General features: G+C 58.2%; 15 protein-coding genes. 13 read left to right on the plus strand and 2 right to left on the minus strand.

Annotated features, from left to right (window positions below):
- The first annotated feature begins 6 nt into the window (after nt 1-6).
- Both aguA and IHQ43_RS01540 read left to right on the plus strand, forming a co-directional pair.
- Nucleotides 7-1,113 (plus strand): agmatine deiminase, encoded by a 1,107-nt coding sequence (gene aguA / locus IHQ43_RS01535; RefSeq protein ID WP_085608632.1) that lies wholly within the window; start codon nt 7-9, stop codon nt 1,111-1,113.
- A 245-nt stretch (nt 1,114-1,358) separates the two neighbouring features.
- Complete coding sequence (locus IHQ43_RS01540) at nt 1,359-1,571, plus strand: hypothetical protein (protein ID WP_065257771.1); 213 nt, start codon at nt 1,359-1,361, stop codon at nt 1,569-1,571.
- A 64-nt stretch (nt 1,572-1,635) separates the two neighbouring features.
- On the opposite strand, the gene IHQ43_RS01545 is transcribed toward IHQ43_RS01540, so the two are convergent.
- A complete protein-coding gene (locus IHQ43_RS01545) occupies nt 1,636-3,723 on the minus strand; it encodes a TonB-dependent receptor (RefSeq protein ID WP_192563144.1) in 2,088 nt (695 codons plus the stop codon).
- A gap of 254 nt (nt 3,724-3,977) precedes the next feature.
- Here IHQ43_RS01545 and IHQ43_RS01550 point away from each other — a divergent pair, with 254 nt between their 5' ends.
- From IHQ43_RS01550 to IHQ43_RS01575, 6 genes are all read left to right on the plus strand, one after another.
- Nucleotides 3,978-4,646: a DsbA family protein gene (locus IHQ43_RS01550; protein ID WP_192563145.1), complete on the plus strand. Its 669-nt coding sequence runs from the start codon at nt 3,978-3,980 to the stop codon at nt 4,644-4,646.
- A gap of 298 nt (nt 4,647-4,944) precedes the next feature.
- Entirely contained in the window at nt 4,945-6,231 is a 1,287-nt protein-coding gene (locus IHQ43_RS01555; protein WP_192563146.1) for an OprD family porin, read from the plus strand.
- A gap of 233 nt (nt 6,232-6,464) precedes the next feature.
- Complete coding sequence (locus IHQ43_RS01560) at nt 6,465-7,211, plus strand: 2OG-Fe dioxygenase family protein (RefSeq protein ID WP_192563147.1); 747 nt, start codon at nt 6,465-6,467, stop codon at nt 7,209-7,211.
- 79 nt (nt 7,212-7,290) lie between these two features.
- Nucleotides 7,291-7,668, plus strand: a complete 378-nt coding sequence (locus IHQ43_RS01565; protein WP_007952618.1) for a GNAT family N-acetyltransferase — start codon at nt 7,291-7,293, stop codon at nt 7,666-7,668.
- Nucleotides 7,665-8,381 (plus strand): AzlC family ABC transporter permease, encoded by a 717-nt coding sequence (locus tag IHQ43_RS01570; RefSeq protein ID WP_085702720.1) that lies wholly within the window; start codon nt 7,665-7,667, stop codon nt 8,379-8,381. The genes IHQ43_RS01565 and IHQ43_RS01570 overlap by 4 nt, the downstream gene beginning before the upstream one ends.
- Nucleotides 8,360-8,677: an AzlD domain-containing protein gene (locus IHQ43_RS01575; protein WP_007952614.1), complete on the plus strand. Its 318-nt coding sequence runs from the start codon at nt 8,360-8,362 to the stop codon at nt 8,675-8,677. Before IHQ43_RS01570 ends, IHQ43_RS01575 begins: the two co-directional genes overlap by 22 nt.
- Here IHQ43_RS01575 and IHQ43_RS01580 read toward each other — a convergent pair.
- On the minus strand, nt 8,594-9,520 hold the full coding sequence (locus IHQ43_RS01580) for a LysR family transcriptional regulator (protein WP_085712740.1): 927 nt from the start codon (nt 9,518-9,520) through the stop codon (nt 8,594-8,596). The genes IHQ43_RS01575 and IHQ43_RS01580 overlap by 84 nt on opposite strands.
- A gap of 459 nt (nt 9,521-9,979) precedes the next feature.
- On the opposite strand from IHQ43_RS01580, the gene IHQ43_RS01585 reads away from it, so the two are divergent.
- From IHQ43_RS01585 to IHQ43_RS01605, 5 genes are all read left to right on the plus strand, one after another.
- Nucleotides 9,980-10,270, plus strand: coding sequence for a type II toxin-antitoxin system RelB/DinJ family antitoxin (locus IHQ43_RS01585; protein ID WP_085712741.1), 291 nt, complete (start codon nt 9,980-9,982; stop codon nt 10,268-10,270).
- The gene (locus IHQ43_RS01590; protein WP_169428431.1) at nt 10,236-10,550 is read left to right on the plus strand and encodes a type II toxin-antitoxin system YafQ family toxin; all 315 of its coding nucleotides are present in this window, start codon (nt 10,236-10,238) and stop codon (nt 10,548-10,550) included. The genes IHQ43_RS01585 and IHQ43_RS01590 overlap by 35 nt, the downstream gene beginning before the upstream one ends.
- 326 nt (nt 10,551-10,876) lie before the next feature.
- Entirely contained in the window at nt 10,877-11,095 is a 219-nt protein-coding gene (locus IHQ43_RS01595; protein ID WP_192563148.1) for a tautomerase family protein, read from the plus strand.
- Nucleotides 11,092-11,736: a DsbA family oxidoreductase gene (locus IHQ43_RS01600; RefSeq protein WP_192563149.1), complete on the plus strand. Its 645-nt coding sequence runs from the start codon at nt 11,092-11,094 to the stop codon at nt 11,734-11,736. The genes IHQ43_RS01595 and IHQ43_RS01600 overlap by 4 nt, the downstream gene beginning before the upstream one ends.
- 33 nt (nt 11,737-11,769) lie before the next feature.
- Nucleotides 11,770-12,480 carry an SDR family NAD(P)-dependent oxidoreductase gene (locus IHQ43_RS01605; protein ID WP_085608639.1) on the plus strand — a complete coding sequence of 237 codons (711 nt, stop codon included), beginning with the start codon at nt 11,770-11,772 and terminating at the stop codon, nt 12,478-12,480.
- Nucleotides 12,481-12,804 lie beyond the last annotated feature (324 nt).

Below are 12,804 nucleotides of genomic sequence, written 5' to 3' on the forward strand. Positions count from 1 at the left end.
ATCGACATGACCACATTGAAAAGCACACCACGCGCCGATGGCTTCTACATGCCGGCCGAATGGGCACCGCAAACCCAGACCTGGATGATCTGGCCCGAGCGCCCTGACAACTGGCGTCTGGGCGGCAAACCGGCGCAGGCTGCCCACGCGGCCGTGGCGAAGGCCATTGCGCGTTTCGAACCGGTGACCGTGGCGGTCTCCGCCGGCCAGTACGAAAACGCCCGTGCTCGTCTCGACGTGCCGAATATCCGCGTGGTCGAGATGTCCAGCGATGACGCCTGGGTCCGCGACAGCGGTCCGACCTTCGTGATCAACAACAGCGGCGAAGTGCGCGGTGTGAACTGGGACTTCAACGCCTGGGGCGGCTTTGATGGCGGTCTGTATTCGCCGTGGAATCGCGATTCCCAGGTCGGCGGCAAGATCCTCGAAATCGAGCGCAGTTCGCGTTATCGCACCGAAGGCTTCGTGCTTGAGGGTGGATCGATTCACGTCGACGGCGAAGGCACGCTGATCACCACTGAAGAGTGCCTGCTCAACCGCAATCGCAACCCGCACCTGGGCCGCGAAGAAATCGAAGCGGTGCTCAGCGAAAACCTGTCGGTGGACAAGATCATCTGGCTGCCGGATGGCCTGTTCAACGATGAAACTGACGGCCATGTGGATAACTTCTGCTGCTACGTGCGTCCGGGCGAAGTGCTGCTGGCGTGGACCGACGATCCGCAGGATCCGAACTACCCGCGCTGCCAGGCCGCGATGAAAGTGCTGGAAAGCAGCACCGACGCCAAGGGCCGCCCGTTCACGGTGCACAAGATGCCGATTCCGGGGCCGCTGTTTGCCACTGAAGAAGAATGCGCGGGCGTGGATCCGGTGGACGGCACTCAGGAGCGCAACCCGAGCGTGCGTCTGGCCGGTTCCTACGTGAACTTCCTGATCGTCAACGGCGGCATCATTGCGCCGAGCTTCGACGATCCGATGGATGCCCCGGCCCGCGAAATCCTGCAGAACCTGTTCCCGCAACACGAAGTGGTGATGGTGCCGGGTCGCGAACTGTTACTGGGGGGCGGCAACATTCACTGCCTTACCCAACAGCAACCCGCACCACACAAAGAGTGAGTGCGGATGTAACAGCTTGAGTTGATTGAGAAAACGACCGGGCAGTCATTTGCTGTCCACGCTTGAAGAGAAACCCGCAGCCCGTCAGGACTGCGGGTTTCTTTATGTCCGCTTGTCGGCGATTTCCAGACATTGGCATAGCTCTTGTATCGCTCATGGCGCACTAGGGAGGGGGGAGAACTTCAATAGTTCTGTCATAAACCTTGGATAACGTAGCCGCTCACGAACGGGGAGAGAGCGCTGAAATGAACGCCGAAGTGAACGTAATCAGCGAGCGGACGTTGCATCCCATGGCGGTAAATAGTGAGTCGCTCCAGATTGTCGCGCACTGGTTGAAGTCCAATGGAACGCGTCAGATCAGGGAACCTGATCCGCGCCGGATGATGATCGAGCGTTACCCCGCTGGCCTGTTCAGCGAGGCCGAACTGGATGCACTTTGGGATGTGATGGAAGGATAAGAAGAACAAACAAGGATTGTAAAAAGCGCTGCCGGGATGGCAGCGCTTTTTTTATGGGCGCGAATCAGAAGCTGTAGGTGCCGGTGACGACCAGGCTGCGCGGTGCGCCTGGCTGGATCTGGAATGCGCTGGTGGCCGACGAGTAATACTCGCGGTCGGTGATGTTGTTCAGGGCGCCCCGCAGGTCCCAGTCCTTGTGGCGGTAGCCGACCAGCGCGTCCCAGCGGCCGTAGCCCGGCAGCACGGTGGTGTTGGCGTTGTCGGCATAACGCTGGCCGACCAGGGTCAGGCCGGTTTCGGCGTACCAGCCCATTTCCGGTTTCCAGGTCAGGAACAGGCTGCCGTTGCGCTTGGCCACGTTGTTCACGCGTTTGCCTTCCAGGCCGTTGTTGTCCTTCTCGATGGTCGCGTCCTGCACACCGACGCCGCCGCGCACGTACCAGTTGCCGACGATCTTGCCGGTACCGGTCAGCTCGATGCCGCGCGAACGCTGCAGGCCGCTGAGCACGGTCAGGGTCGGGTCGTTCGGATCGGTGGTGCGACGGTTGTAGAGTTCCAGTTCATAGACGGCGAGGGTGGTGCTCAGGCGATCGTCGAGCCAATCGCTCTTGACTCCGATTTCCTTCTGCTTGGTCAGCTCCGGGCTCAGGTCATTGGTGTTGCCGGCCGCACCCGGGGTGATGCCGATCAGACCGCCGCCCACCGGCGAGAAGGTCTTGGTCCACGAGGCGTAGAACGAGTGATTCTGCAGCGGCGTCCAGACCACGCCGAAACGCGGGCTGGTGCTGTGGCTGTCACGGTCTTCGGAGATATTGCGCAGCTTGTTGGTCGACTCGATATCGAAGGTGTCGTAGCGCAGGCCGGCCAGCAATTGCCATTGATCGTTCAGGCGCAGTTGATCCTGAACGTAGACCGCGCGGCTTTCGACTTCGGTGTGGCTGCTGCTCGACACCTGCATGCGCCCGGTGTGGCGCAGTTCGCGGTTGGGGTTGTACAGATCCAGCGACGGCACCGGTTGAGTACCACGGCCGGTGGCCGCGTTGTAGAGCGTCGGGTCGCGGCGCTGGCTGCCGGTTTCGAGGCCGGTCAGCAGGCGGTGCTCGAGGCCGAAGGTTTCGAATCCGCCTTCCAGCTCAACGTTGTTGAACACGTTGCGGGTGGTCAGGTCCTGTTGCCAGTGCTGACGAGTGACCTTCTTCGTCGCCGGGGTGTAACCGGTGAGGTAGGTGTTGTCGAAATCGCTGTCGAGCTTGAACACGCCGAGTGTGTGGCGCAGCTGCCAGTTGTCGTTGATTTCATAGCTCAGCTTCGAGCGCAGGGATTGCGTCTTGTCGTCGATGAAGTCGTGATCGTTGCCGTAGGTCGTGTCCCGGCCGACATCCGCCGGACGTCCACCGACGCCGGGAATGCCGCGATCCGGTGTGCGGTTGTAGCGGCTGTATTCGTATTGCACCAGCCAGTTCAGGTCAGGGGTGAGCTGCCAGCTCATCGACGGTGCGAACAGCTGGCGATTGCCGCTGACGCCGTCGCGGAAGCTGTTTTCGTCCATGTTGCCCATGTTCAGGCGCAGGCTGATGTTGTCGCTCGGGTCGGTGCTGAGGTCGGCGTACAAGCTGCGCAGGTCTTCACTGCCGCCCTGGGCCTCGATGGTCGAACGGCGGCCGAATTCGGGTGCCTTGCTCACGCGGTTGACGATCCCGCCCTGGCTGCCACGGCCGTACAACACAGCGGCGGGGCCCTTGAGCACTTCGACGCGTTCGATGTTGTGCAGATCGCGCTTGTACTGGCTGTCGTCGCGGATGCCGTCCAGATAGAAGTCATTGCTGGCGTCGAAGCCGCGGATGCGCAGGCTGTCGAAGCGCGTATCGCCACCGCTGCTGACGTTGGGCATGCCGCTCAAGGCGTCGCCCAGGTCATTGGTGCCGTAGTTGGCGAAGTTGGCAGTCTTCACCGAGTCGATCGCCTGGGGCACGTAACGCACGGGTGTTGAGGTGCGGGTCGCGGTGTTGCTGACCTTCACGCGCGGGTCGTCGGCCTGCGCTTCGGCGTTGATCGAAGTGGCGGGAAGCTCGGTCGCGGAGTAAGCGAAACCGGAGGACAAAAAGGCAGAAAGCCCAAGCGTGACGGGCGTGAGACGGAACGGGGCAGGCATTGAAAAGCGCATCCGAAAGGGTGGAAGAATTCGAGCGCGCGAATGGTAATGCTTTGCATTTACTTCCGTTAATTATTCCTGAAAAGTTCCGTGGTTTGATTGTGTCAATTTATTTCAGGCTTGTGTCGGAGCGGACAACCGTCGCATTCGACCGATTGCCGCAACAGACTGAAAGCCATTTCGGCGTTTTTCCGCAACGACCGAGGGACTAATGTGCCGACATCATTTTTCCCACCTTCTAGCCGGAGCTTCCGATGACTCTTCATTACATCTACGACCCGCTGTGCGGCTGGTGCTACGGCGCCAAACCGCTGGTGCAAGCCGCTCAGCAAGTGCTGCCGGTGATCGCCCACGCCGGCGGCATGATGACGGGTGCCAACCGCCAGAACGTTTCGCCGCAACTGCGTAACTACGTGATGCCCCATGATCGACGCATTGCTGAATACACCGGTCAGCCGTTCGGCGAAGCTTATTTCGAAGGCCTGTTGCGTGACCACACGGCGGTGTTTGATTCGGCACCCCCAATTGCCGCTGTAATGGCAGCGGAAAAAATCGACGGTCGTGGCCTGGAACTGCTTGGGCGTTTGCAGACTGCGCACTATGTAGAAGGGCGGCGAATTGCCGACGAAAGTGTGCTTGTGGGATACGCGGTAGAGCAGGGCTACAACGCCGATTTGTTCTTGAATGCCTTGCACTCCGTCGACACCGAACAACATGTAAAGAACAGCCGCGCCCTGTTGGCAAAACTTGGTGGGCAGGGTTTTCCAACTTTCGCACTGGAACAGGACGGTCAGTTCACACTGGTTGATATCGGTCCGTGGCTCGGCAAACCAGAAGCCTTCGCCCAATGGTTGAGCGAGTCGTTTACGCCTGCGCCAGGGGCTGAAACCCTGCCGGTCTGTGGCCTCGATGGTTGCGCGTAATCCAGCATCAAATCCCTGGCTGCGGTCAATTCCGTGCATGCAGCCATCGCAAAATTTACTTTTTTTAGACGTTTTTCGCCTATTTAAAGACGATTCTTGAAATTGACACATTGTTGAGGGCGCGGCTACGATTCGGCCCAACGCCTGTGGCTAACCGCCATGACACAAAATCAGGAGCAGGCCCGCCATGACATTGTCTTGAGCGGGTCTTTTTGTTTCGGGGTGAATAAAAGAGTGCAATAAGCGCCGTTTCAGCCGTTCGACACAGCGCGTTTCAACCCGTAATAAGGAAAACAAAATGTTGAACAAGCGAATCAGTCTGATCGCACTGGGGATGTTGAGTGCCACGTCGGCCATGGCTAACGACCAGGCCGAGTCCAAGGGTTTTGTTGAAGACAGCAGCCTCAAAGTGCTGCTGCGCAATGCCTACATCAATCGTGACTACAAAGATGGCAACAAGGACAAGGCCGAGTGGGGGCAGGCGGCCATCGGTACGTTCTCGTCCGGTTTCACCCAGGGCACCGTCGGTGTCGGTGTGGACGCTTTCGGTCTGTACGCGCTGCGTCTGGACGGCGGCAAGGGCCGCAGCGGCGCTGGCGGTATCGACTTCTTCAAACAGGGTGACAGCGGCAACGCGGCTGACGACCTGTCCAAGGGCGGCGCAGCGGTCAAATTCCGTCTGTCCAACACCGTGCTGACCTACGGCGACCAGATGCCGGCCCTGCCGGTGCTGAACTACGACAACTCGCGTCTGCTGCCGGAAAGCTACACCGGTACCTTGATCACTTCCAAAGAGATCAAAGGTCTGCAACTGGATGCCGGTCGTTTCACCGCCGAATCGCGCAAGAGCGCTGAAGGTCGTGACAGCGGTGGTCTGAAGTCGATCAACGTGTTGGGCGGCAGCTACCAGTTCACCGAACAGTTCAAGGCTGCGCTGTATGCTTCCGACGTCGAAGACGTGCTGAAGAAGCAATATGTGAACGCCAACTACGTGTTCCCGATCGACAAGGATCAATCCCTGACCCTGGACTTCAACGGTTACCGCACCAAGCTGGACAACTCCTACGTCCGCGAAAACGGTGTGACCGGCGACGACAACAAGATCTGGAGCCTGGCAGCGACCTTCGCCACTGGCCCGCACTCGTTTACCGTGGCGCACCAGCGCTCCACCGGCGACAGCAACCTGGGTTACGCCTACGGTGGTTACCAGAAAGGTCAGGGTCGTGTGGGTGACGGTGGCAACACCATCTACCTGGCCAACTCCTACTGGTCCGACTTCAACGCTGAAGACGAGCGCAGCTGGCAGCTGGGTTACGGTCTGGACTTCAGCGCGTTCGGCGTACCGGGTCTGAGCTACAACTTCGCGTACGTGCGTGGCGACAACATCACCACGTCCACGAGTGAAGGCGGCACCGAGCGTGAGATCTTCAACCAGTTCAAGTACGTCGTGCAAAGTGGCCCGGCCAAAGACCTGAGCATCAAGCTGCGTAGCTCGATCCTGCGTGTTTCGCAGAAATCCAGCGAATACAACGTCAGCGGCAACGAACTGCGTGTGTTCGTGGATTACCCGATCAACATCTTCTGATGATCGGCTGAACCCGCGAAACGCGACAGAAAAACCCCGACTCGTTCGGGGTTTTTTTTTGACGTTTTTTGAAAAAACAGCATAAAAACCCGTGTTTTTGTCATTTGAAATGCACTTTCAAGCTGTTTCAAATCGCGTTTCAAACAGGGCTTTAAATGCCTGAAATTCTTTCTCATGGACGCAAATTCTCCACCTAATAGATTAGGCCGCTCAATGCAGCGGAGAATTTGGTAATGATCGTTTTAACCAGAGAAGTGGGCGAATCGCTACGGCGCGACAAGTACGCCAATGTGCAGGGTGCTGACTTCAATCTCTACGGTCATTTCGCCGACTTCGTCAGACTGACCAAAAGTTGGGAAAACATGGAGCCTGACAGTTACTACGGTCAGGCCGAAGCCGGCATGCGTTACCGTCGTTACAGCGACTTTGAATACAACCCCAAGACTCGCGAACTGAAGCAGCTGGAACATCGCGCGTACGTGCAGTCCAAGGAAAACAATGCTTACGTGGGCGGCGTGGTGCGGCACTTCCAGGACTTCTCGGACGAAGTCATCAGCTCGCCGGTAATGCGCAGCCTGATCGACACCGATTTCGAAGTGTACAAAAGCGTGTTGCCGGAAGAGCTGCACGATGAAATCTGGCAGTGCCAGATTCATCAGATCCGCATCGAGATCAAGCCCGGCAAACAACTGGAAATCACTCCGGAGGGGATTCACTGCGACGGTTATCCGTTCAGCGGCGTGCACTTCTGGGGCCGCAACAACGTCGAGGGTGCCGAGAGTCGTCTGTACGACATCCACGAGCATCAACTGGCGTCGACCACCTACCAGGAAATCCTCGACACCACCTACTTCCTCGACCGCGACATGCGCCACTACGTGACACCGGCACGCAACACCCACTCCCACGCCATGGCGTACCGGCAGATTCTGGCGATTTCCTTCTCGCGGCCCGGGACCGCTTTCGACATTGTTCGCTAATCAGATCACCCAAGTAGACGGCGTCGAATGCTCGACGCCGGTGGTACTGCGGCGCGCGACGGCCAAGGATGCCCAGCGCATGGAGCGCTTTTTTCGCCAGTTCGACGAAGTGTCGTTCTGTGAATGGCAGGACGCCAAATGCCTGCGCGGCGTGCTGATCCAGAAAACCACCACGGCGTATCTGGCCTTCGATGTCGAAGGCGAAATCGTCGGCGCGGTGCTGGGCGGCATGCTGGGCAGTCGCGGCACCATCAACCATCTGGCGGTCAGCCTGCGCTATCGCAGCCAAGGCGTCGGCCAGCGGCTGGTGGAAGCGGCCTCGGCCGACATGAAACGGGTCGGTGTGCTGCGGATGTTTCTGTTCGTCGACGATGCTAACCTCGCGGGCAAGCGTTTCTGGACAGCCCAGGGTTTTTGCGAACCTCACGGCGAGCGGACATTTGAGAGGGATCTATGAATGAAACATCCGGCAGTGCGCCGCTGATGGTCGATCGTCAGCCATCGCGCACCTTTGCCGAAGCCAGCCCGGTGGTGGCCGGTTACTTCACCGTGTCGTTCGTGTTCGGGCTGATGGCCGTCAATGCCGGCCTGCCGCTGTGGCTGCCGGTGGCGATGTGTCTGTTCGTGTATGCCGGGGCTTCGCAATTCGCGGCGCTGGCGCTGATCAGCAGCGGGGCATCGCTGACCACCATTGTGCTGACCACGTTTCTGATCAACGCGCGGCACATGCTGATGTCGGTCTACATGGCGAAGGCCCTACGGGCGCTGGGCCTGAGCCGGATGGAGCGCTGGTGTTACGCCGGCGGCCTGACCGATGAATCGTTCGCCTTCCACAGCGTCAAACTGGGCACTGGTGCACCGGTGAACATTCGATATCTGATCGGCTTCAACCTGTTCTGCCACACCTCTTGGGTGATCGGCGGATTGTTGGGTGCGCTGTGCGCGCAGTACGCGTCGCACTTGATCAAATATCAGCTCGATTACGCGCTGACCGCGATGATGCTCTACGTGCTGGTCTCGCTGTGCAACACCCGCAACAAACTCATCGCCGCTATGGCCGCAGTCGTCTGCATGGGCGCACTGAGTCTGGTGGGCAGCTCGCCATTCAACGTTTTCATCGCCACGTTTGTGGGCTGCGGAGTGGGTGTATGCCTGACCAAACGTTCCTGATTCTGGTGGTCGCGCTGATGATGGCCGTGACCTTCCTGCCACGGGCCTTGCCGCTGCAGGTCAACACCGAGCACTGGCCGCCCTTCGTCGCGCGGGCGCTGGAATACCTGCCGGTGGCGATCGTCGCTGCGATCAGCCTGACACCCTTGTTGATCAAGGATCAGCACATACAGCTCGATCGCCCGGAATTCTATGCAGCGATTCCGACGCTGTTATGTGCGTATTTCAGCAAAAACCTCTTTCTCAGTGTGGCGGTTGGGACGGCTGCGTACATTGCGCTCGGCTCGTTCATGTAGCGGCAGATCGACCACGTCGTTCAACGCCTGGCCGGACAGATCCGGGTTGTTCACCGCCAGGCGCACTTCGAGGAAATCCTCGAACCCGGGGAAGATCGTCAGGCCGTTCTTCTGCGCGGCCTCGCGGGAGACCATGCCGACGGCATCCATCTGGGTGATGAGCGACAGGGTCAGCGTTTCGCTGCAGGAGTAGATCGTCCGCTGACTGTTCTCATGATTGCCCAGCCCGGCGTCGAGAAAACGCAAAAAGCTGTGGGAATACGGACAATCTTCTGCGGGACGCACCTGAAACTTGTTGCCGAGCAACGTCAGCGGATCGTTCTCCTGACCACAGTGCGCGCCGACCACCTGCACCTGCACTTCAGGCAGGACGATGCTCGGCAAACCCGGACGCTGCGGGCCGATCAGCACCGCAAGGTCGAAGTCCTCATTCTTCAGCTTGCTGAGGTTTTCCATCGACTCGGCATAGCTGAATTCCATCTGGTAGTCGGGGAATACATCGATCAGGCGCCCTATCAATCGCCGGTTGAAATCCGGGTCCAGCGTGGTATTCAACGCCACTTTCAACGTGCGCTGTCCCGGCACCTTCAATGCTTCGACTTTCTCCTCCATCTGCCGCGTGGCAATCAGCACTCTGTCCATATAGGGCGTCAGCTCGGTGCCTTGCGGCGTCAGCGTCAGCCCCTTGTTGGAGCGTCTAAACAAGCGGAAACCGAACTGCTCTTCGACCTTGTTCAACTGTGCGGCCAGGGCCTGCACGGTCAGGCACGAATGCTCGGCTGCGGCCGACAACGAGCCGGTCTGCACGATGCGCATGAGGTTGCGTAAGGTTCTGCTATCCATGGGTAATGCCCTCTGAAGTGGGCTGGGTATTGTTGTGTACGTGACGGCCTGAACGGCGCCATTTGCCGGCTATATTCCTGCACCTGAGCATAGTTGTCGCGCAATTAGTAGCGAATTGATGTCCCCGCCGATGGCTGGAGGCTGACACAGGATCGGGGTTTTTGGTGACGTGGGGGTGATTGGGGTCAAAAAAAGTGCACGGTTTGGGTGCGTCTGGTCAGATTCATCAAGAGAAACGACTGACAGGGTTCACACGTTATGCCTGCACGATGAGCAGATACATCTCAGGGAAATTGGCGATTGGGCTGATAGCAGTCCGGTGTCAAAGCGGATGAAATAGAAGTGAGTTACGACGGTGAAGACCCGTATATCAACTTCACATTGACCCCAAACGAATCCCCTGATCACAATGTAGAGGTGGCGCCAATGTAGCTACAAAATCACAATGAGGTAATTGAAATGGGTGCACTACTGAAAACCACCGATGTGCGTTGCCGCATTGATGAGGATTTGAAGGCGCGTGCCACTGAGGTTTTGAACGCTTGCGGGCTCAGTATTAGTGATGCCATGCGTCTGTTTCTCCGTCAGGTCGTTGCGACCCAAGGCTTGCCCTTTGAGGTGCGCGTCCCTTCAGAGAAGACCGCCCGCGCGATGATGGAAGCACGAGATATTCGCCAGCGTTTCGACTCGATAGACGAGATGCTGAGGGCTGCCGATGGCGAAACCGGAGAAAAGACAAAAACGCGCTGAGCGGCCTAAGCAGGCTTCACAAACGTCCGAGTTCAAGAAGTCCTGGGATCGTTACGAGCGTGCCGGGCGTCGAGATATGAATGAAGTTCGTAAGGTGATGGTCATGTTGTTTTTGGGCGAACAGTTGCCTGCGGAGTATGTGGATCATGCTCTAAACGGTGATTGGACTGGATTTCGCGAGTGTCACATCGGCGGTGACTTTTTGATGATTTACGAAAACACACGCCCAGATTTGATCACCTTCGTTGACTTGGGTACTCATTCCGAACTGTTCAAATAGCGCGCACAAAAAAGCCGACATCGCTGTCGGCTTTTTTGTTGAAGTCGCTCGATATTGTGCTCCCTCAAGCAGGGGAGAAGAGGTCTCACCCGAACGCTGATTTTCAGGTCATCAACGGGGTTCCTAACGCCGGCTATCGCCACCTGATGGCAGCCGGTTTCGCGCTCTTGAGGGGATTCTCTGTCACTGAACTTCGGCTTGTCAATTCATTACACCACCTCACAAATGAAGTACCCCACCCCTACTTTTTCCCCTCCCGCCACACGCCTAAATTGAGCTCCAACACCTGACCATCATCCCGAGGGCAGGTCACTGGAGTCGTCGTCATGCCATTTGTCAGCGTACGCATCACCCGCGACGGTGTTACCCGTGAGCAGAAAGCTCAGGTGATCGCCGAAATCACTGAAACCCTGGAACGCGTCCTCAACAAACGCCCGGACCTGACCCACATCGTGATCGAAGAAGTCGACACCGATAACTGGGGCTACGCCGGCATCACCACCACCGAATACCGCCGACAACTGGTGGAACGGGGTCAGTCATGACCCCGACCGTGACCATCGATTTTGTCTCCGACGTGGTGTGCCCCTGGTGCGCACTCGGGGCGACAGCGCTGGAGCAGGCGATCGGCAATCTGGCCGGCGAGATTTCGGTAGAGCTGACCTACAAGCCCTTCGAACTCAACCCGGACATGCCCGCCGAAGGTGAACCGGCGGTGCCGCACCTGATGCGCAAATACGGCCGCACCGCCGAAGACGTCGCTGCTGGCAAGAAGATGCAAATCGAACGCGGCCAGGCCATCGGTTTCGAGTTCGACCTGGAGAAACGCACGCACTTTCACAACACCTTCGACGCTCATCGATTGCTGATGTGGGCGGCGCAGGAAGGGCGGCAGGTCGCGCTGAAAAAGATCCTGCTGCGCGCTTACTTCCGCGACGGCGACAACCCCAACGATCACCCGACGCTGATCCGTCTGGCGACCGAAGCCGGGCTGGATGCGGCGAGGGCCCGCAAGGTGCTGGCCAATGACGAATTCGCGAGCGAAGTGCGGCAACTGCAGGCGTTCTACCGGCAGCACGGAATCAACTCGGTGCCCGCGCTGATCCTGAACGGCAAGCACCTGGTGTCCGGTTCGCAATCGGTCGAGTACTACGAACAAATGCTGAAACAACTGGCGACCGCCTGATTCAACACCTACTTATTGATTGAGGATTTCATCATGAGCAACTCGAAAAAAACCGTCGTTATCACTGGTGCTTCCCAAGGTCTGGGCGAAGGCATGGTCAAAGCCTTCCGTGAGCTGGGCTACAACATTGTCGCCACCTCGCGCTCGATCAAACCGTCGAACGACCCGCAGATCCTGACCATCGCCGGCGATATCGGCGACCCGGCCACCGCACAGCGCGTGATCAGCGAAGGCGTGGCACGCTTCGGCCGCATCGATACCCTGGTCAACAACGCCGGCATCTTCGTCGCCAAACCGTTCACCGCCTACACCCCGGAAGACTACGCCGCGGTGCTGTCGGTCAACCTCAACGGCTTCTTCTACATCACCCAACTGGCCATCGCCGAGATGGAAAAACAAGGCAAGGGCCACGTGGTCAACATCACCACCAGCCTGGTCGACCACGCCATCGACGGCGTGCCCTCGGTCCTCGCCTCACTGACCAAGGGCGGCCTCAACGCCGCCACCAAATCCCTGGCCATCGAATACGCCAAACGCGGAATCCGGGTAAACGCCGTATCGCCGGGCATCATCAAGACGCCAATGCATGGCGAAGAAACCCACGCGGCACTGGGCGCGCTGCACCCGGTTGGGCACATGGGCGAGATCGACGATATTGCGCAGGCAGTGGTGTATCTCGATAACGCGAATTTTGTGACGGGCGAGATTCTGCATGTGGATGGTGGGCAGAGTGCTGGGCACTGATTGAAGCGGTAACACGAAGCCCTTGCAGAGATGCGAGGGCTTTTTTGTGGGCGACAGCTTTGTGACGCTGTTTCATCTGAAGCTTGAGATATCTGCTGGTGTGATGAACAGAAAAATATGCTCGAAGGATGTCGTCTTTTAGGCGTAACCAAATTCTTGTCAGTTCTTACAGAGAGAATGGATCTGCAGATTCGTCAGAAAGTGGCAATGCTCTACAGAAATGTTACGTGAAAATCTGCATGGCAAAAGGGAGACTTTAATCTTCACTGGGAATTTTCTACAGCGGAAGGAGGCTAAAACGTTGAAGAGTTTCACATTCCAGCG

The sequence above is a fragment of the Pseudomonas gozinkensis genome (assembly GCF_014863585.1).
Classification (GTDB): Bacteria; Pseudomonadota; Gammaproteobacteria; order Pseudomonadales; family Pseudomonadaceae; genus Aquipseudomonas; species Aquipseudomonas gozinkensis.

Bases quoted from the DNA above. Each gene is read 5' to 3' on its own strand.
- IHQ43_RS01585 (WP_085712741.1), top strand. From the start codon at position 9,980: ATGGGTGCACTACTGAAAACCACCGATGTGCGTTGCCGCATTGATGAG.
- IHQ43_RS01575 (WP_007952614.1), top strand. From the start codon at position 8,360: ATGCCTGACCAAACGTTCCTGATTCTGGTGGTCGCGCTGATGATGGCC.
- aguA (WP_085608632.1), top strand. From the start codon at position 7: ATGACCACATTGAAAAGCACACCACGCGCCGATGGCTTCTACATGCCG.
- IHQ43_RS01555 (WP_192563146.1), top strand. From the start codon at position 4,945: ATGTTGAACAAGCGAATCAGTCTGATCGCACTGGGGATGTTGAGTGCC.
- IHQ43_RS01595 (WP_192563148.1), top strand. From the start codon at position 10,877: ATGCCATTTGTCAGCGTACGCATCACCCGCGACGGTGTTACCCGTGAG.
- IHQ43_RS01540 (WP_065257771.1), top strand. From the start codon at position 1,359: ATGAACGCCGAAGTGAACGTAATCAGCGAGCGGACGTTGCATCCCATG.
- IHQ43_RS01580 (WP_085712740.1), bottom strand. From the start codon at position 9,520: ATGGATAGCAGAACCTTACGCAACCTCATGCGCATCGTGCAGACCGGC.
- IHQ43_RS01560 (WP_192563147.1), top strand. From the start codon at position 6,465: ATGATCGTTTTAACCAGAGAAGTGGGCGAATCGCTACGGCGCGACAAG.
- IHQ43_RS01570 (WP_085702720.1), top strand. From the start codon at position 7,665: ATGAATGAAACATCCGGCAGTGCGCCGCTGATGGTCGATCGTCAGCCA.
- IHQ43_RS01590 (WP_169428431.1), top strand. From the start codon at position 10,236: ATGGCGAAACCGGAGAAAAGACAAAAACGCGCTGAGCGGCCTAAGCAG.
- IHQ43_RS01550 (WP_192563145.1), top strand. From the start codon at position 3,978: ATGACTCTTCATTACATCTACGACCCGCTGTGCGGCTGGTGCTACGGC.
- IHQ43_RS01565 (WP_007952618.1), top strand. From the start codon at position 7,291: ATGGAGCGCTTTTTTCGCCAGTTCGACGAAGTGTCGTTCTGTGAATGG.
- IHQ43_RS01600 (WP_192563149.1), top strand. From the start codon at position 11,092: ATGACCCCGACCGTGACCATCGATTTTGTCTCCGACGTGGTGTGCCCC.
- IHQ43_RS01545 (WP_192563144.1), bottom strand. From the start codon at position 3,723: ATGCCTGCCCCGTTCCGTCTCACGCCCGTCACGCTTGGGCTTTCTGCC.
- IHQ43_RS01605 (WP_085608639.1), top strand. From the start codon at position 11,770: ATGAGCAACTCGAAAAAAACCGTCGTTATCACTGGTGCTTCCCAAGGT.